Source organism: Stieleria marina, from assembly GCA_007741555.1.
Lineage (GTDB): Bacteria > Planctomycetota > Planctomycetia > Pirellulales > Pirellulaceae > K23-9.
The window spans coordinates 1602774-1621217 of the sequence record CP036526.1 but is presented as its reverse complement, the minus strand read 5'-3'; the positions used below and the strand labels follow the sequence as shown (position 1 = coordinate 1621217).

Annotated in this window: 15 protein-coding genes; 9 read left to right on the top strand and 6 right to left on the bottom strand. The window is 54.4% G+C overall.

Annotation, left to right across the window (positions count from 1 at the left end; translation table 11 throughout):
• The first annotated feature begins 174 nt into the window (after positions 1 to 174).
• Together K239x_RS05690 and K239x_RS05685 are read left to right on the top strand one after the other, a co-directional pair.
• Positions 175 to 843 (top strand): hypothetical protein, encoded by a 669-nt coding sequence (locus tag K239x_RS05690; RefSeq protein WP_145416794.1) that lies wholly within the window; start codon positions 175 to 177, stop codon positions 841 to 843.
• A gap of 139 nt (positions 844 to 982) precedes the next feature.
• On the top strand, positions 983 to 1633 hold the full coding sequence (locus tag K239x_RS05685; RefSeq protein WP_145416793.1) for a PEP-CTERM sorting domain-containing protein: 651 nt from the start codon (positions 983 to 985) through the stop codon (positions 1631 to 1633).
• A 16-nt stretch (positions 1634 to 1649) separates the two neighbouring features.
• Here K239x_RS05685 and K239x_RS05680 read toward each other — a convergent pair whose 3' ends face one another.
• The 3 genes from K239x_RS05680 to K239x_RS05670 form a co-directional block, all read right to left on the bottom strand.
• Positions 1650 to 2336: a DUF374 domain-containing protein gene (locus tag K239x_RS05680; protein WP_145416791.1), complete on the bottom strand. Its 687-nt coding sequence runs from the start codon at positions 2334 to 2336 to the stop codon at positions 1650 to 1652.
• Between the two features lie 155 nt (positions 2337 to 2491).
• Positions 2492 to 3715, bottom strand: coding sequence for a XylR family transcriptional regulator (locus tag K239x_RS05675; protein WP_419189715.1), 1224 nt, complete (start codon positions 3713 to 3715; stop codon positions 2492 to 2494).
• Positions 3712 to 5139 (bottom strand): hypothetical protein, encoded by a 1428-nt coding sequence (locus K239x_RS05670; protein ID WP_145416790.1) that lies wholly within the window; start codon positions 5137 to 5139, stop codon positions 3712 to 3714. The genes K239x_RS05675 and K239x_RS05670 overlap by 4 nt, the downstream gene beginning before the upstream one ends.
• 410 nt (positions 5140 to 5549) lie before the next feature.
• Here K239x_RS05670 and K239x_RS05665 point away from each other — a divergent pair, with 410 nt between their 5' ends.
• The 5 genes from K239x_RS05665 (at position 5550) to ispH (ending at position 12370) form a co-directional block, all read left to right on the top strand.
• Entirely contained in the window at positions 5550 to 8021 is a 2472-nt protein-coding gene (locus K239x_RS05665; protein WP_419189714.1) for a PSD1 and planctomycete cytochrome C domain-containing protein, read from the top strand.
• 68 nt (positions 8022 to 8089) lie between these two features.
• The gene (locus K239x_RS05660) at positions 8090 to 9550 is read left to right on the top strand and encodes a DUF1501 domain-containing protein (RefSeq protein ID WP_145416788.1); all 1461 of its coding nucleotides are present in this window, start codon (positions 8090 to 8092) and stop codon (positions 9548 to 9550) included.
• A 120-nt stretch (positions 9551 to 9670) separates the two neighbouring features.
• A complete protein-coding gene (locus K239x_RS05655; RefSeq protein ID WP_145416786.1) occupies positions 9671 to 10282 on the top strand; it encodes a hypothetical protein in 612 nt (203 codons plus the stop codon).
• Positions 10282 to 10704, top strand: a complete 423-nt coding sequence (locus K239x_RS05650; RefSeq protein WP_145416784.1) for a transcriptional regulator — start codon at positions 10282 to 10284, stop codon at positions 10702 to 10704. Before K239x_RS05655 ends, K239x_RS05650 begins: the two co-directional genes overlap by 1 nt.
• 70 nt (positions 10705 to 10774) lie before the next feature.
• Positions 10775 to 12370, top strand: coding sequence for a 4-hydroxy-3-methylbut-2-enyl diphosphate reductase (ispH, locus tag K239x_RS05645; protein ID WP_419189713.1), 1596 nt, complete (start codon positions 10775 to 10777; stop codon positions 12368 to 12370).
• Between the two features lie 20 nt (positions 12371 to 12390).
• Here the strand turns inward: ispH and K239x_RS05640 are convergent, their stop codons facing one another.
• Positions 12391 to 12822 carry a hypothetical protein gene (locus K239x_RS05640; RefSeq protein ID WP_419189712.1) on the bottom strand — a complete coding sequence of 144 codons (432 nt, stop codon included), beginning with the start codon at positions 12820 to 12822 and terminating at the stop codon, positions 12391 to 12393.
• A gap of 150 nt (positions 12823 to 12972) precedes the next feature.
• Here K239x_RS05640 and K239x_RS05635 point away from each other — a divergent pair, with 150 nt between their 5' ends.
• Both K239x_RS05635 and K239x_RS05630 read left to right on the top strand, forming a co-directional pair.
• A complete protein-coding gene (locus K239x_RS05635) occupies positions 12973 to 15276 on the top strand; it encodes a DUF1592 domain-containing protein (protein WP_145416778.1) in 2304 nt (767 codons plus the stop codon).
• A gap of 5 nt (positions 15277 to 15281) precedes the next feature.
• Positions 15282 to 16634 (top strand): DUF1552 domain-containing protein, encoded by a 1353-nt coding sequence (locus K239x_RS05630; RefSeq protein WP_145416776.1) that lies wholly within the window; start codon positions 15282 to 15284, stop codon positions 16632 to 16634.
• A 28-nt stretch (positions 16635 to 16662) separates the two neighbouring features.
• Here the strand turns inward: K239x_RS05630 and K239x_RS05625 are convergent, their stop codons facing one another.
• Complete coding sequence (locus K239x_RS05625) at positions 16663 to 17310, bottom strand: GNAT family N-acetyltransferase (protein WP_145416774.1); 648 nt, start codon at positions 17308 to 17310, stop codon at positions 16663 to 16665.
• Positions 17311 to 17539: 229 nt separating this feature from the next.
• On the bottom strand, positions 17540 to 18163 hold the full coding sequence (locus K239x_RS05620; RefSeq protein WP_145416772.1) for a peptidylprolyl isomerase: 624 nt from the start codon (positions 18161 to 18163) through the stop codon (positions 17540 to 17542).
• Positions 18164 to 18444: the final 281 nt, after the last annotated feature.

The window sequence follows — 18444 nt, the reverse complement described above, 5'->3', positions numbered from 1 at the left end:
CTCTCGTCTTGCGGCTCGATTGACAGCCAGGACCGAAGTCAATCACGCCCTCCGCTGCTTGCCGACGTCCTCGGCGAGCTTGCCATCGCGTGAATCCAATTGACCGTTGGGCAGCTTCGTCTATGTTTGATCGCATTCCTGCTTTCAACGCCCTTCGCAACTTCCGGGTCCAACTTGTCCAAGACCGCTCGCTATGTCGTCATTGGAATCGTCACACTGTTCATCGCGGGAGTGCTTGCTTGGCAACTGCGCCCTGTTTCGCACCGTGTCCATACCGTGCAAACGCATCAGTTCGACCTTCAAGTCAGCTACGACAAGTTTCGCCAGATCATGGTCCGCAAGAACGCCACCAAGGCGATCGTTAGCCACGGGGGCATGAAGATTATCAGCGAAGGCGTCGAAGATCTGAAACTGGATTTGTCGGCAGATGATCGACCGCTCTTAAATGCGATTCGCGGCAAGTCCAAAGCGGCAGTGGATGCAACTAAAATGCTTACCGTGGAAATCAACAACGAACAAGTTGACACAGAACAACTCACCTTGCGCAGCCGCGCCCAAGTCAATGCTGATCGATTGCATGTCGAATCAAAAGCAGTGGGTCAACAAGGTCAAATCAAAGACTATGTGACCATCATTTCGGCGTCCCCCAAAGAAGATGCCACTCACATCGAGTTGTCCTTGGAAATGGAAATCGAGATTCGCGTTCCCAGCGTTTTCACCGGCCGTGCCGACAGCGAAGTCGCAAAGGCAGCGATCGAATCTCTCGCTCAACAGCAAGAAGCCATCACTGCCTTCGTCATCGAACATGCCAGCGAACGCATCGTGTTACCCGAGCTGAATTGAAGCTCCGTCTCGCAAGGGAGTCCAGGAGCAAATAGCACTGCGCGCCCCCCCTACAGTACTGAACGCTAGTATACAGGCGTCGTGCCCGTTTTAATGATCGCAACGATTTTTAGGTTTGTGATTATTGGGAGCGCGGGCGATGAGACGGACGCAACTTTGGATGCTGCTGTTTGCAGCAGGACTACTCTCGTACGATCGAGCGGCCGAGGCCGCCATCTTGGTCGACACTGCCGCGTCACAGGAGAACTCGGACCTAAACCCACTCGCGGGGTTCAATACTTGGGCGGGTCAGTCGTTTACACCGGCACAGTCAAATGTGGCCGGCGCTCGGATTGGTGTGAGACTAAGAGCTGGCGAGACGGTGGACGGCCATAGCTTTGAACTGGAACTACGAAACACGGTCAATGGAACGCCCATACTCGGTGGCATCCAATCGACAACCGAAATCAAGTCCGACACGATGATTTTCGGAGCGGATGATTTTATCGAATTCACTTTCGATACCCCGATCATGGTGACGCCCGACGACACCTATTACTGGGCGTTCAGAGAAGTAAACACACCTAGCTCGACCATTCCACGAGGCGACTTTCTCGGTCAGAATCCTGGGACATACGCTGGCGGCAATTCCTTCACGGGCATGGGAAATTCCTCACCGACTAGCTTCAATTTTGACTATCAATTCCAGACGCTCTATGACAGTTCCGTCACTGCAGTGCCTGAGCCTTCGACTTTTTTCTTACTAGCCGTATCGATGTCTGCCATTGGACTGCGACGCAGGCAGCGTTAGTTCTGTTTGCTGCGAATTACGCGGCGCGACGACTTGGTGTTTTGACGAGTGCGATTTCGCGACGAACTTTTGTCGCCTCTTGTGGATCGTGCTGCTGCTCTAGTTTTTCCAACTGGGTCTCGATGCGTTTGGCAAACCCATCCAGTTTTTCGCCTTTGCGTTGAAACATCGGTTCGACAAAGAACGCGTCGATCGTTCCAAACGGCAGCGGAATCTGCAAACGGTCCCATGCCTTGGACAAAATGATTCGCCGGTTGGTGATCACTAAAACCGGCAAGACGCCCGCTCCTGACTTTCTAGCTAATACACCGATCCCCTTGTGAACCGTGCCGCGGGGGCCGCGAGGTCCGTCGACAGCCAGGATCACAGGTGTCCCGACGCCTAAGTATTCGACCAAGGCTTTCAGAGCAGTCGCACCGCCTTTTTCAGCTCGACCGCCGCTTCCTCGCACCGGCACATGGCCGTTCGCCCGCAGTGCAGGAACGATAATTTGCCCATCAGCACTACGCGACACCATCGCGCCGGTGCCCGGGTCGGCACTCACCATCGCCGCCACTTGGTGCGCATGCAGCGCCGCAAAAACATGCGGAACTCCAGCTTGGGTCATCGTCTGACGCGGGTCATTGTGCACGCGCACGCGGCACGTCCAACGAACCAGCAACGAATAGCCTGCCACAAAATACGGCAACAAACGCTTCATCATGAATCTTTAAACACAGTGATTGAATTGCTATCACTTCCCAATCCAACGATTGCACCGTCGGCCGAGTCAGCTTGGTTTATCAATACGAACTGACCTGAACATCTGCAATGCGGATGCGTGATTTTCGAGCGACTAGCATCCGCCCGATCAGTTGGTCACCGGGAGGTATGGCGGTAGTTCCCTGGGGTTTTGCCGACTTCGCGTTTAAATACGACGCTGAAGTATTCCGAATGTTTGAAGCCGGTCAGCGTCGCAATTTGGGTCAAATTCAAGTCCGTGTCCAACAACAGCTGGCAGGCACGTTTGACTTGGACCGCGCGAATCTCCGCTTGGGGAGATCGTCCTACCAATTTGCGAAACCGGCGTTCCAGCGAACTCCGAGCCAGCGGCACTTCTTTCAAAATGTCGCCCACCGTCAGACCAGCGCAGGCTTGATCGCGGATCATTTGCAAGGCAGCCACAATATCCACGTCGTCGATCGCCAAAACTTCCGTGGACTGTCGTTCGGCCACACCAAGTGGCTCGATTAACAACCGTTTGCTCGGGATCGATTCACCACGCATCAACTGGTCCAACATGCCAGCGGCTTCAAAGCCGATTCGCTCAGCAGCCGGCATCACACTTGAAAGCGGCGGGTTACAAAAATCACAAAGCACATGATCATTGTCCACCCCCACCACGGCGATCTCGTCTGGCACGGACATCCCGTTTGCTTGGCAAGCTTCCAAGACATGTTGCCCACGAAAATCATTGCACGCCATCACTCCGACGGGCTTGGGTAGCTGATCAATCCATTGGACCAGTTCACTTTGCTGAGCTCCCCAACCAACTTGTCGCGAGTGCGACCAATCCGACGAATGATCGTCGACAAAAAAGCCGCGTTTCTGAAGTTCATCGCGAAATCCCGCTAAGCGAATCGACGACCAATCGTGATCCGCAAAACCACAGTAGCCAAATCGCGTCAGCCCCTTCGCCATTAAGTGCTGCGCCGCAACACGCCCGATTTTTTCGTGGTCGTTCAACACCGACGGCAATCCTTGATCGCCAAACACATCGGTCAGGTTGACTGTTGGAATTCCCCACTGCGAGATCAGTTCGGCCATCTGGGGTGTCGTCGATCGCGTGATAATGCCATCGCCCTCCCAGTCACGAAGCCAGGCGGGAGGCGTCGCAAGCAGCTCTCGCAAATCCAACTGAACCGACCAGGGCGGATTCTGCACCAAATAGCGGCTAATCCCTTCCAGCACTGATCGACCAAATGCCATTGATGTTTCGACAATCAACAGCACGTGCGGTCGGTCACCTCGCTCGATCTTGTTGGCAGGGCTAGATCGTCTGCTGCTTTCGTTCGTCCCGGCGGTCGGTGGATTGTCGCTCACGAATCGTGCCCCTGATGACGCGACTGCGAGTGGCGTGGATCTGTCTTTCGTATGATTTCGCTGACCCCGGTCTGATTAAATCCCTTGAAACCATCGTTACGTTCCAGGATTTCGAGATGCGAACCGACCGCGCCGTCGCGTTCGAACGATTCAGCCTGCTGGCGTGTTATCCAGCCCTCCTGCAAAGCGAGCTGGATTCGTGGTGAAGCCACCGGCCAGATTTCCCCGCGCGTAAATGCCTGACGTAGATGGGGAAAATCAGTAAACGGCTCCATGGTCTCGATTCCCAATTCAGCCAACTGGCGGCGTGCCACATCAAAGTCAAACTGGCATTCCAAATGATGCATGCCGGCTTTCAAAAAAGCTTCACCATGCAACTGACACCACAGACCAACCGTGCCGAGCTTCGGGTTGGGCTGCAGGCCATCGTGAGAAAAATCGACCGTCAATTCTTCTGGCGATAGGTCGACATCTGCAAAGATCACGATTCCCGTGTTGGTTTGTTCCAAGACTTGAGCCCCCCAGCCAGCCTGACCTCCCGCATAAAATCGCTCGCGGCAGACGAAACCGAACAGTTCCAAACACTCGATCAGTTCAGCAAAGTGGGCGCGACTACTTCGGTAGGTGTGGTGGTCGTGATTTCCCCAACCAAGGCCCAGTCGGTCCTGACGTTCGCGTTGGATTCGCGCAGCTTGATTGCGATTTTGCCAATACTCTCGCTCGGCCGAAAGGAACAAGTCGCAAGCCCAGTCCGCTCCGATCTTGGCGACGGCACCTTGGATCAACTGTTTGGTCGAATCAAAGTTTTGTCGCGGGCGTGATTGAAAACCGCAGGCCAATTCCCCGGCGAGCAAAACTTGTTCATCTGTGGCTTCGGAAGTTTGCCAATTGGTCCAACCATGACGTTGGCATACAAACAACTTCGCGGCGCTGCCAAGACTGGACGACTGCGCGGTTGATTCTCCAACCAGTGACTTGCGAAACGGAGAGCCAGCCTGACCAGTGATCTCCCGTTGCATCTGATGAGCCTTTAAGAACGCATCAACACAGTCCACCTTGATTGCCAATCGAAAACAATCGTCGTCACCAATTACGACGGCTGGAAATAGCCCCCCGCGATGTTGCAGCCAGTGACCATCGCGATCGTTGCGCAGCGTCACAAAACCGACATCAACAAGAGCGGTTTCCGCTTTCACTCCGTCAATCGTTGCGTCTTGACAGATGCCGATATGGTCGAGCCAATCGATCAAACGCGTACCGGTGTGGTCTCGCATAGCCAATCGCAGACGCTCCGCAAATGGGCTTTGGCAAGAGAACTGCCGCACCAACTGGCCGACGATTTGCGATGCGCGTGGATGTCGCTGCCAATGATAGGAATTGTCGTCGAAATCGGTTTCAGCTGAGACAGGTTTGTTGGTCGACATGTTTATTCACCCTAATACCCAACTGCACCAACGAGGACGAATCGCGTTGCAGCAACATTCGCAGTGCTCATGAAACGAGCCGCGAAAAATATGCTGTGAAATTATTCTCAAAGCCACTGATTCAATTTATCCGTCGATGCGGGCCCACACAAACCGTTTTGGCACAAACAACCGTATTTCGAGACCAATCAGCAGGCACCGGTGGGGTGGGGCGGGTGACAATATCTCTCATTCGAAGTACGGCGATTCTCATTGGCTTATGATGGTTTACCTGCCAGAATGGAGGTAGTGCTGTCCTGTCTTGCGCGTTTGCAAACGCGTCGCGGCACATTGATTCTGATGACGTAGATTGCTTGCTGCTCGATCGTGCCGCAAACAACCCCATTGCCCATCCAAACGATCTCTTTCCCTTGAGTTCAAACATGGAAGCCATGCTGCCGCTGAAACGGACTGCCATTCAATTTCGTTGTGCACTGATGTTCTTGTTCACGATTGGGGCAACCAGCGGATTGTCGAACTCGGCAGCGCAGGAGTCCAAAGTTGATTTCATCAAAGATGTCCAGCCGATACTGGCGAAGAAATGCTTCGCTTGTCACGGACCTGACGAAGCCGAAGGTGGTCTTCGTTTTACTTCCAAAGAAGCTGCCTTCGCCGAAACCGAATCGGGCGAACACGCCTTGGTCAGCGGTGACGTGGAAGCTAGCGCCTTGATTGCTCGCATCACGACCGATGATGAATTCGAACGCATGCCTCCCGAAGGCGACGCGGTCAGCCCGGAGGAAGTGGAAACGTTGACGCGATGGATTCAGCAAGGCGCGAAATGGGACAAACACTGGGCGTTCCTGCCAATGCAGCGGCACGAACCACCCCAAGTCGATGATCGGGCGTGGAATAAGAATCCGATTGATGCATTCGTGTACGCTTCGCTGGCCGAACAGCAACTGACCCCCAATCCACCTGCGGACCGCACACATTTGCTCCGCCGCGCTTACTACGATTTGATCGGACTACCGCCCACCCAGTCGCAAATCGAATCGTTTGCAAACGATACATCGCCCAGTGCGTTCTCCGATTCGGTCAATCAGCTGCTCGATTCACAGCACTACGGCGAACGCTTTGCACGCTATTGGTTGGACTTGGTGCGGTACGCCGAAACCAATTCGTACGAACGCGACAGTGTAAAACCCAATGCGTGGAAGTACCGCGATTATGTCATCAAATCGTTCAACGACGACAAACCATACGATCAATTTGTCCGTGAACAGATTGCTGGCGACGAACTAGACGATGTCACGATGGAATCGCTGACTGCGACCGGCTATTACCGCTTGGGAGTCTGGGATGACGAACCGGTCGATGAAGCGCAAGCCAGGTTTGATGCGTTGGACGACATCATCATGACCACCGGTCAGGCATTCTTAGGCCTGACGATCAATTGCGCTCGCTGCCATGATCACAAGATCGACCCAATCCCGCAGGCTGACTACTACAGCATGCTGTCGTTTCTGGAAGACCTGACGCCGTACGCGAACCGTCGCGATCTACGGACGTTCAACCAAATCGACATTTCCAGCGGGGACCTTCGTGCCAAGTACGCTGCCAACACAGAAGAAAAACGCGGCATCGAAACGGCGATGGAGAAAATCGAACAAGCTGGCATCGTCAAAATGCCTGCCCCCGACCAACGTGCAACCGAAGGCACAAAACGTGATCGCAATCGCGTGTTGAAAGAAAAGCTGAGAGACCATTTGGACGACGGTCAGTGGGCCAAATACCAAAAGCTGAAACGGAAACTTAAAAGCAACGCTCAAGCACTACAAAAACTGCCGCCCCGCGAATCGGTAATGGGGTTGGCCAAATACCGAAAAGTCGACAAACCAACGTTTGTTCTTTTCCGAGGCAACCCGGGTTCTCCCAGCGACGAAGTCACCCCGTCCTTTCCGACGATCTTTGATGCAGAAAAACCTGCGTTTCCTAGCCAAGTCAACGACGCCGACACATCGTCAGGACGACGGCGTGTTTTGGCTGATTGGATCGCCAGTGAAGAAAACATGCTGACGGCGCGAGTGATGGCCAACCGGATTTGGCAATATCACTTTGGGCGTGGGATCGTTCGCAGCAGCAACAACTTCGGACAGCTTGGTTCGCCGCCCACCCACCCCGAGTTGCTTGATTGGCTGGCTTACAAATTGATCGATAGTGGTTGGAGACTAAAACCCATTCATCGCCTGATCATGAGTAGCCAAACCTACCAAATGTCGTCGGCCGCAAACGATGATGGAATCGCCAAAGACCCCAACAACAGCTTGTTCTGGCGGTTCAATCCGCGACGCTTGAGTGCCGAGGAAGTTCGTGATTCGATCTTGGTCTCCAATGGATCGTTGAATCGCAAAGTTTACGGGCCAAGCATGTATCCGACGTTGTCCAAAGAGGTCGTCGCAAGTCAATCAAAACCAGGCGACGGCTGGGGCAAATCAACGCCGGAGCAAGAGAATCGCCGCAGTATTTATATTCACGTCAAACGGTCCTTGGTGACTCCGCTGCTGTCGGCATTTGATTTCCCCGATCCCGACCTGACTTGCGAAGCTCGATTCATGACGCTTCAACCCGGCCAGGCTCTTTCGATGATGAACAGCGATTTCATCCATGCCCAAGCCGACCGTTTATTGACGCATGTCGGCGGCAGCGAGCAGGCCAACGAACAGATTGTCCGACAGACGGTTCAAGCAGTTTTGGGCCGCGATGCTTCGGAAAAAGAAATCGCCGAAGGCAACCAATTGATCACCAGCCTGGAATCCAAAGAAGGCGTTTCACGAAAACGGGCCGCGCAGCTTTATTGCCTGACCGTCATCAACTGGAATGAGTTTTTGTTTATCGATTAATCGACGCTCCGAATAGCTAGTCGAATTAGCCAGCCGAACCAATTCATCTCAACACACAACTAAGTGCCATGTCAAATTCATCGAAACGAAACTTTTGCGGACGCACGCGACGCGAATTCCTGTGGCAAACAGGAGGTGGTTTTGGCGCAGCCGCATTGACGTCCATGCTTTCGGGTGACGGATTTTTTGGAAGTGCCAATGCAGCGGAAGCTTCTTTCCAAAGTCCTCTCTCCGCGAAACTGCCACATTTTGCCCCGAAAGCGAAGACCGTTATTTTCCTGTTCATGTATGGCGGTCCCAGCCATATGGATACGTTCGACTACAAGCCAAAGATGAAAGGCATGGATGGCAAAACGGTCGAAGTAAAAACATTTGGCCGTGGGGGCCACAAACCGGGCGGACGTATCGTTGAACCGCGTTGGGATTTCAAGCAGCACGGCGAATGCGGCAAGTGGGTCAGTTCGCTGTTTCCGAATGTGGCCAAGCATGTCGACGACATCGCATTTCTGCATTCGATGACAGCTGATTCGCCGATCCACGGATCGGCGATGTTGATGATGAACAGCGGCAAAATTCTCTCGGGCAGCCCCGCGATGGGTTCATGGGTCAACTATGGCCTTGGCACCGTCAATGAAGACTTGCCAGGCTTTGTCGTGATGTTGCAGCCGGTTGGTGGTCCCATTAGCGGCGCCAAGAACTGGAGCAGCGGTTACATGCCGGCAACGTACGCGGGCACTGTATTCAAAGGCAAAGGGGCACCGATCCTAGATTTAGCAGCTCCCAAAGATCTTCCCGAAGGCGTCCAACGCGAGCTGCTTGATTCCATTCAAAACGCTAACACTCGCCACCTGCAATCCCGCGGCGGCAACAGCGATCTAGCTTCGCGAATCGCCAGCTACGAACTTGCCTACAACATGCAATCGACTGCCCCCGAAGCCGTTGACCTGGGGCAAGAAGACCAGCGAACCTTGGACATGTATGGTGTCGGTAACGCTCCGACGGATGATTTTGGTCGGCGATGTTTGATCGCACGCCGACTGGCTCAGCGGGGCGTCCGTTTCATTCAGCTATACAGTGGCGGCGCGCACAATGATGACAACTGGGACGCGCACGGCGATTTGGAAGTCAACCACAATCGACACGCAGGTGCGACCGATCAACCGGTCGCTGCTTTGCTGGCTGACCTGAAACAACGTGGCATGCTGGACGAAACGCTCGTCGTTTGGGGCGGCGAATTTGGTCGTCAGCCAACCGCCGAATACGCGAAAGGATCCGGTCGCGATCACAATGCCTACGGGTTCACAATGTGGATGGCCGGCGGCGGAATCAAAGGCGGTGTGTCCCATGGAACCACTGACGAACTCGGTTCCAGAGCCGTCGAAAACCCGTTGCATGTCAGAAACATGCACGCCACGATTCTTCATCAGCTGGGCTTGGATCCCAATCGACTGTCGTATTTCTACAGTGGTTTGGAGCAAAAACTGGTCGGCGTCGAAGAAGTCGAACCAATCCACGAGATCATCGCGTAGCGAAAAGATTCGGGTCAGATGAAAGACTCCAGCTACCCAAAAACCGCTTGACTCGGCATGGGCGACTGGATACTTTGCAATGCAAAGCATCCAGAACCAGCACGAACCGAGGGAGCGTTTATGAAACTCGACGAAGCCTTGGAGCACCTCGATGCAATCAAGTCGGTGGCCAACCGCTCCAACACGTTTGAGGGCCTACGCGCATTTCCGACGGCGCTAACCAGCTTAGTCGCGATCGCGGCGGCTTGCCTGCAATCTGGCATCGTGGCTCAATCGACCGATCCGACGCGAGCTTTTCTGATGCTCTGGGTCTCGGTTGCTGCGATTGCGTTGGTGATCGTTTTGGCGGACATGGTGTTGCGATACTATCGCGATCCAACCGCGCGGGAACGACGAATGACGCTTGACGTGCTGGCTCGGCTATCACCTGCCATCATCGTTGGTGCGTCGATCACTACCGTAGTGTTTTTTACTGCGATCGAAATCGCCTGGGTGCTGCCAGGTTTGTGGGCGGCATTGTTGGGCATGGGCGTCTTTGCGGCGTCCTCTCTCTTGCCCAGCTCGTTGCAAAAAGTTGGCATTTGGTACATCGGCTGCGGACTTGCGGTTCTGATCCTGGGCCAAGGCGACTGGGTAATGCATCCACTAACAATGGCCATTCCCTTCGGTGGCGGTCAAGTGTTAGCGGCAGGCTTGATGCACATCAACACTGCCAACGGGGAGGCAATCTGATGGCACGAAAACCAAAATCGAAGCAGACCGCTAGCGTCGAAGGGCCTTCAGGAAGATTTTCTTATGACGGCTTGGACCGCGTCATGCACGAGAAAGCGCGATTGGGATTGATGACGTGTTTGGCCGGTGCCGACGAAGGTCTCACGTTTGGCGAACTGAAACAACTTTGCGATTTGACCGACGGCAATCTCAATCGCCATCTCAAACACCTCACCGACGCGAGCCTGGTTCGATTGGTCCGCGATGACTCCGCAGGTCGACCGCAAACAACCTGTTTTCTGACCGACGCCGGACGCGAACGCTTCTTGGAATACTTGAGTGAGTTGCAGCGCGTCATCGGCGATGCGCAAAACCAAATGGGAACGCTGCCAAACACGACGCGACGCAGCCAAAATTCGCCAAATCGATTGGCAGGCCAATAGACCGCACGTCCTTTTTATTTCACCCCAAGCTTTGCATTGCAAAGCCAAAGAGCAAAGAGAGAGAGCACCAATGACACAGATCATACGAGCCGAACACATGGGATTTTGCTTTGGCGTGCGAGATGCTTTTCAGGCTGCCCAACAAGCTACTCAGCCGCAAAAGACCGCCATATACGGTGAATTGGTGCACAACACAGACGTCACCGACGCCCTTGAGCAGCGCGAATTTCAGTTGCTAGGCGAATCCGACCGCGATTCGATTCCCGAGCGGCCGATCGTCATGGTAACCGCCCACGGCATCAGTGATCGCCGGCGCAATCTGCTGCAATCGTCGGGCAAGGAATTGCTTGACACGACGTGTCCGCTGGTTCGCCGAGTCCATCAAGCGGCGACGGCACTGATCGATCGCGACCACTTCGTCGTGCTCATTGGCAGCCGCAATCACGTCGAAGTCCAAGGCATCATCGAAGACTTGCCCGCGAATCGCTGCGCTGTCGTCGCCGATGCCAGCGAAGTCGCCAACTACGGCACGCCCAAAATCGGCATCATTGCTCAGACGACGATCCCCGATTCGATCGCTCAGGAATGTCGCGACGAAATTGCAAAGCAAAACCACCAAGCATCCATTCGTTGGACCAACACGATCTGTCGACCGACTCGCCAACGCCAAAACGCGGTGGATCAACTGTGCCAAAAAGTCGGGCTGGTCATTGTCGTTGGCGGCAAGAATTCAAACAACACTCAGCGTCTGCTGCAACGTTGTTTGTCGCACAACGTCGAGGCCTACCACGTGCAATCCGCTGACGAACTGCGAACCGATTGGTTTGTCGGCCATCAACGAATCGGACTGACAGCCGGAACATCAACTCCCGATACGACGATTGATGCCGTCGAACAAGAATTGCGACGAATCACCAGCGTGCGAGGCCGACGCATGCAACGCGATCAGGTGTGGTGCGATGCGTGGAGCAATCGTGATTGGGCGGATTACTTTTACGACAACATGAACCATCCACCTACCGTTGCATGGTCAAAGACGCCGACGCTATCGGCCACTGAAAAAGCTGCTGTGATCGCGTCGATCCAAACGTTTCAACTTGGTGAAAGCGGCGAGGGCAGGCACATTTGCCGAGCGGCGAAAAATTGGACCGATCGCGGTGGTGACGAAGACTACCTGTCTGCCTTGAAACTTTTTCTACAAGAAGAAAACTGCCACGCAGCTTGGCTAGAAAAATTCTTGCAACAAGAAGGCGAAGCGATCCTTACCCACCATTGGTCAGACCATTGCTTTCGTTCGGTCCGACATTTGGCGGGGCTTCGCACGTCGATCATGGTGCTGCTGACCGCTGAAATTCTGGCACAGGTCTACTACCTTGCACTGCTGCGGTCGACCGATTCGCCCACTTTGCGAACCATCTGCCAACGAATTTTGCGTGACGAGCGCGCCCATGTGCAATTCCAGCAAAACCAAGCCAACGTCCTGGCAAGCCGCTGGAGTCGGGGTCGGCGATGGTTGGTCTCGCAGGCCGAATCCATCGGATTTCAAATCGCGCGTCGCATCGTTTGGCACGACCATCGCAGCGTGTTTGTGGCCGCCGGTATGAACTGGAAAGCATACCGCGACCGGACTTCTCGCCGTTGGCTCTCTGCGCGGCGGGTTCGTTAAAACAGTGTTGTGTTTCCAAATCACGTATCGACGTCCGTATCCGATACGGGCGGCTGATAGGGATTGCCGGTTTCAGATATCGCGTTGGTGTAGCGGCGCATTGGTTTCGCGGACCTCTGCGGTCGATTCGCTGATGCTGGCCCAATGGCGTAGCCCGTTCGTGCAAATAGCGCGGTGACTAGGTAAGTCATAAAGCCACCAGCCACGATTCCCACGCCATTCATCGTCACTAATACCAAGCAAATGACGACGAACGCGGATACAGATGCAATCCTCAACGAACGTGCGTCTGGTTTGTAGACGCCACTGCTCGCGTCCCTCCGTGACCAGACAAATCCGGCAATTGCGCTGCCCAGCCAGATAGACGGGATCACCAGAGCAAACATTTCAACAGGGCTGATACCAAACATCAATCGCTCGTGGGGTGCTTTAAGGCCTAGCACAGGGGGCATCGTCAAAAGGCACTATCAAAGAGGATCGTCGAATGGATTTTTTAACATCACAGCCAACCCGAGTTGTCGACTAAGATCTAGTGTATCGATCCCCATGATTGCCCAAGGGGAATTCGATTCTAATCTACGCAACTTATTGCTGCACATCTGATGCAACTCATTCGAATCGCCCCGGCATGTTTCATTCCGTTCGTCGCGTTCCTTTTTCTTGCCATCGGCACACTGACTTGTCAGGCCGAAGACTCTCGATATGAAGCCGCGTTTCAGCAACAGTTGCTTCCGCTTCTGCGCACCTATTGCCTTGACTGCCATGATTCGGGCAGCGAGATTTCGCTCGAAGAGGACTCATCGGCTGCCGCAGTCTTGAAGAACCGCAAACTGTGGGTCAGCGCGCTCAACCATGTTCGTGCTGGTTCGATGCCGCCCGAAGACGGCGAACGCATGGACGCTGCCACACGTAAACGCATGGAACAGCTGATCGATGGATTGGCCAATGCGGTCAATTGCGTTCAAAATCCCAACGCCGGAAAAGTGGCTCTGCGGCGATTGAATCGACACGAGTACCGCAACACAATTCGCGATCTGACGGGCGTCGACTACGAACCGGCAACAGGTTTTCCAGGGGACGACGTGGGCTACGGATTTGACAACATCGGCGACGTGCTTTCCTTGCCGCCAATCTTGTTTGAAAAGTACCTGGACGCGGCGGAGTACATCACAGGCCAAGCGATCTACACTCCGCCACCCGCCGAAATCTATGAAACCAGCTTTGCAGCCAGTTCGCTTATCGGCGCCGAAAACTACGTTGGCAATGGCCGGCTCACCATGGCTAGCAATGGCACGGTGGGAATGGAGGTCCAAGTGCCGTTTGGAGGCAGATTCAAACTGATCCTGGCCGCCGCGGGCGATCAAGGCGGCGACGAACCGGTCAAAGTCGAAATCAGAACGGGGAGCACAAAAAAAGTCCTGGAGATTCCATCCAGCACCGAGGAAGAATACACCGTCGAATTTCGCCTTGGTCGCGGCAAACGAAAAATCGAAATTTCGTTCCTCAATGACTTTTACGTCAAAAACAAAATCGATCGCAATTTCCATCTGTACAACGTGTATCTCACCGGCGAGCAACGCAAACTATTGCAGCCCAGCGATAACGATCTGCCCACGAGTCACCGCAAATTAATCTTCGTCAAGCCAAACCAAAAAACGTCCGTCGAATCTGCAACCGCGCAAGTGATTGGACGTCTGGCGAGCCGAGCCTTTCGTCGACCTGCGACGAATGACGAAGTCAATCGACTCAGCGGCTTGGCGGCAAAGGTTCGCGGCGATGGAGGCACGTACGAAGAATCAATTCAGGTCGCATTGCAGGCGATCTTGGTTTCACCGCACTTTATTTTTCGTGTCGAACAACCCAGATCTCCAACGCAGGGCGGTCCGATGCCGCCTGTCAGCGAATACGAATTGGCGACCCGCATTTCCTATTTCCTGTGGAGCAGCATGCCGGACGACGAGCTATTGCTAATGGCTCATCGCGGGCAACTTCGTGACCCAAAACTTTTGCTCAAAAAGGTCGGTCGCATGATCAATGATCGGCGATCCAATCGGTTCGTAGAAAGCTTTGCCTCTCAGTGGTTGCAGCTTCGCAACTTGGACATCGTCGATCCTGACACGCGAATCTACCGCACGTTTGATGACGACATCCGAAAACTGATGCGACGCGAAACGCTTACATTCTTTTTGGGGGTGATGCGAGACAATCGCCCGGTCACCGATCTCCTGGACGCAAACTTCACTTATTTGAACGAACCGCTGGCCAAATACTATGGAATCCGTGGCGTCAGTGGCGAGCAATTCCGCCGCGTGTCGCTCGAAGGAACCCAGCGTGGTGGCTTGCTAACTCATGCCAGCGTCTTGACGGTCACTAGCAATCCAACGCGAACCAGTCCGGTCAAACGCGGTAAATGGATCCTGGACAACTTGCTGAACCTGCCGCCGCCTCCCGCTCCCGCCGACGTCCCTGAACTGGAAAAGAGTAAGCTGGTGGGGACGCTTCGCGAACGCATGGAACAGCACCGCGAAAGCCCGGCGTGTGCGGCGTGCCACAACGTCATGGACCCGCTTGGTTTTGCGTTGGAAAATTTTGACGCCGTGGGACTTTGGCGTGACCGAGACGGAAAGGATGCGGTCGACGCACGCGGCGAACTCCCCGATGGCACGCAGTTCGACGGAGCAGCCGATCTACGTCGCGTTCTTTCAACAACACGGCGCGAACAGTTTGTACGCTGCATCGCCGAAAAGATGTTGATCTATTCGCTCGGCCGCGGCACCGAATACTATGACAAATGTGCCATCGACCGGATTGTCGCTGGCATCAAACGTTACGACTACAAATTCGCGTACTTGATCGCTGCGATCATCCAAAGCGATCCGTTTCAGAAACAAGGTTTCCGAGAATAGTTAAAATGAATTGCCAAACATTCTCCCGCAGAACCCTGCTGCGCGGCATGGGAACCGCAGTTGCCTTGCCGATGATGAACGTCATGTCGCCAACGCGTCTACTAGCTGCCGCGGCCACCGAGACTCCCGTGCCGCTGCGAATGGGGTTCTTCTACGTGCCCAACGGCGCTCACATGCCAGACTGGACCCCCAGGGATGAAGGAAGCCGCTACCAGCTTTCTAAAACCATTGAGCGTCTGAAGGACCACCGAGACAAGTTCAATGTACTGAGCGGACTGACGCTGGACGGCGCGCGAGCGCATGGCGACGGTGGTGGCGACCACGCGCGAAGCGTCGCTGCTTTTCTGACGGGTGCTCATCCCCGCAAAACAAATGGCGCGGACATCCAAAACGGCATTTCCGTCGACCAAGCGACCGCACAGCAAGTGGGCAATGCCACACGATTTGCTTCGCTGGAACTGGGTTTAGAAACCAGTTCTCAGGCCGGCAATTGTGACAGCGGGTACAGCTGTGCCTATGCATCAAACATGTCGTGGCGCGGACCAGCCAACCCGATGGCAAAAGAGATCGATCCCGGTGCGTTGTTTGACCGTTTGTTCGCTGGCGATAGCGTCAAGCAAACTCGCCAAGCCAAGTCGGTACGTGAAAAGTACCGCAAAAGCGTTTTGGATTTTGTGCTCGATGATGCCAAACGCTTGCACAAAATCCTGCCATCAGTCGATCAGCGAAAACTTGACGAGTACCTGTATTCGGTTCGCGACGTCGAAAGACGTTTGGGCAGCACAGAACTGCTGCGTGTCGGCGAAGACGGTGTACCAGATTATCCTCGCCCCAAGGGTGTCCCACGAGGCTTGGACAAGCACAGTGAATTGATGATGGACATGATCACCCTTGCGATGCAAACCGACAGCACGCGAATTGTTTCGTTTATGTTTACCAACGCAGGCAGCAACCGCAGCTACAGCGACATTGGTGTCAGCGAAGGCCATCATGAGCTTTCGCATCACGGCAAAAGTGCCCACAAGCAGGAGCAGATCGCAACGATCAATCGCTATCACATCGATCGATTTGGCTACTTGATCAATCGGATGAGTTCGATTCGCGAAGGCGAAGGAAGCCTGCTAGACAACAGTATGATCATCTACGGAAGTGGGATCAGTGATGGCGATCGCCACAACCACGATGACCTGCCGATACTATTGGCTGGAAATGCTGGCGGCAAAATTCAATCCGGTCGACACATTCGTTACAAGAATGGCACACCGCTGTGCAATCTTTACTTGTGGATGATGCAACAAATGGGAGCCAAAGCAGACCAGTTTGGCGATAGCAACGGCCTGATCGACAAACTGGCTTAGGTGTACCGGTGCACCGAAGGCTATCGCGTTACCAAGCCAGCTTGACACCCGGAGCTTGCCTGGCGACTTGCAAACCAATTTGTTTGGCTTTTTGCGGCACGATGCTGAATTGGTATCTTCCACGGCCAAAGCGAACGATCCATCCCAATCGCTGCATGCCTAGAAATTCGAAAGCTCGGATCGATTTTTGATTGGTCCAATCGATCATCGTCAGATAGGCCCGGGCCCCAAGAACTCGATTTCGCAACGACCAGCTCAGCAGCGATGCGATCAGACGTCGACCACGATGTTCCGGCGCCGTCCAAGCATCGTAGACAAAGACGGTTCCATCGGGCATCGCAATGGACGTCCCCAAGTGTTCGGACCGACTGTAGTTGTCGCGGCTATCAACGGCGTCGTTCGCGATCCAGAGATACGAAACGACTTGGCCGCCGTGAAAGGCCGCGACCAATGCGCGACGCGGATCAGCCAGACTGGCCTTTTTGCTCGCTAGTTCATCAATAAACCCCGCCTGTTCCCATTCGTCCAGTTCCGCAGAATTGACGATGCGGATGGTGTATTCGCCGGAGCAGACCGATGCCGATTCTTTTTCAGCTGGAAGATGAAACAGTTGCGTCACGTCGACAATCCGTAGGCGACGGACGATGACGTACAAGAATCGAAAGAGGCTTTGCATTCGAGTGGACGGATACGAAGATGAAGGTGGGGCCAGACGCGCAATGCGGGGGTGAAGGGACCACCATAGCATCACTTTTGTGCCAACCACCCGCGCAAGCAAACACCCCGTCAAGTAAACCTGGCGAGGTGTTCGTGTTGTAGCGTCTGTGACGTTTGTTGGACGACAAACTAATCGGCGACGTTTCGCGTGATTGATATGTGCCCTTTCGTCGAGCGTCGCCCCCGAATCAACCTTCCTTGTCACCCAGGATTTTGACGCTGGTAATGACGATGGGTTCGACTGGCACGTCTCGCATCAGCATGGCTGGAAACGCGGGGTTGGGCTGCGGCTGAGTGGCGACTTCGTTGATCTTGTCGACGACTTCCTGGCCTTTGACGACTCTGCCAAACACCGCATAGCCATAGCCGTCTTCTGCTTCGTCGCGATTGAGGAAATGGTTGTCGCCAGTGTTAATAAAGAACTGACTGGTCGCGCTATTGGGATCGCTTGTTCGCGCCATCGCGACGGTGTACTTGGCGTTCTTCAGACCATTGGCGGCTTCATTGGGCACCGGGGCCAGAGTCGGTTTCTCTTTCAGAAATTTATCGAGTCCTCCTCCTTGCGCCATGAAGCCCTCGATCACTCGGTGAAATACAGTGTCGTTGTAGTGGCCCTTGCGAGCGTAAGTGACAAAGTTCTTGACCGACTGGGGAGCCTTTTGGGCATCCAACTCCATCACAACCGTTCCCAGGTTGGTGGTCATTTCGACAGTGACGGCCGCATCGGCCTTGAGTTCGTCCGCGGCATTGGCGACCGCGATAACACTGCCAAGTACGATTGCGCCGGTGGCGCAGAGAGCACGGTAATTCATTGCTAGAACACTTCTCCTGAAATGGTTCCGCGTTGACATGCGGTATTGAGCACAGCGTCGAGCGACTGACTCGCCAAGGCCCAAACTTTGGTGGGGGTGGTTCGCAGAACAAGAGAATGTGTGCTGGACGCGATTCCCATTTGCAATTCTGCAACTGACTGTGCTGCGGTGTAAGCTATTGATCCGTGCGACGTAAAGTGAGAACAGGGCACCGGTGTATGGCTGGGCCGTCTGCGCAAAATGCGTCCACGTTTCGGTAGGTTTGCTAGCGTATTTCTGAA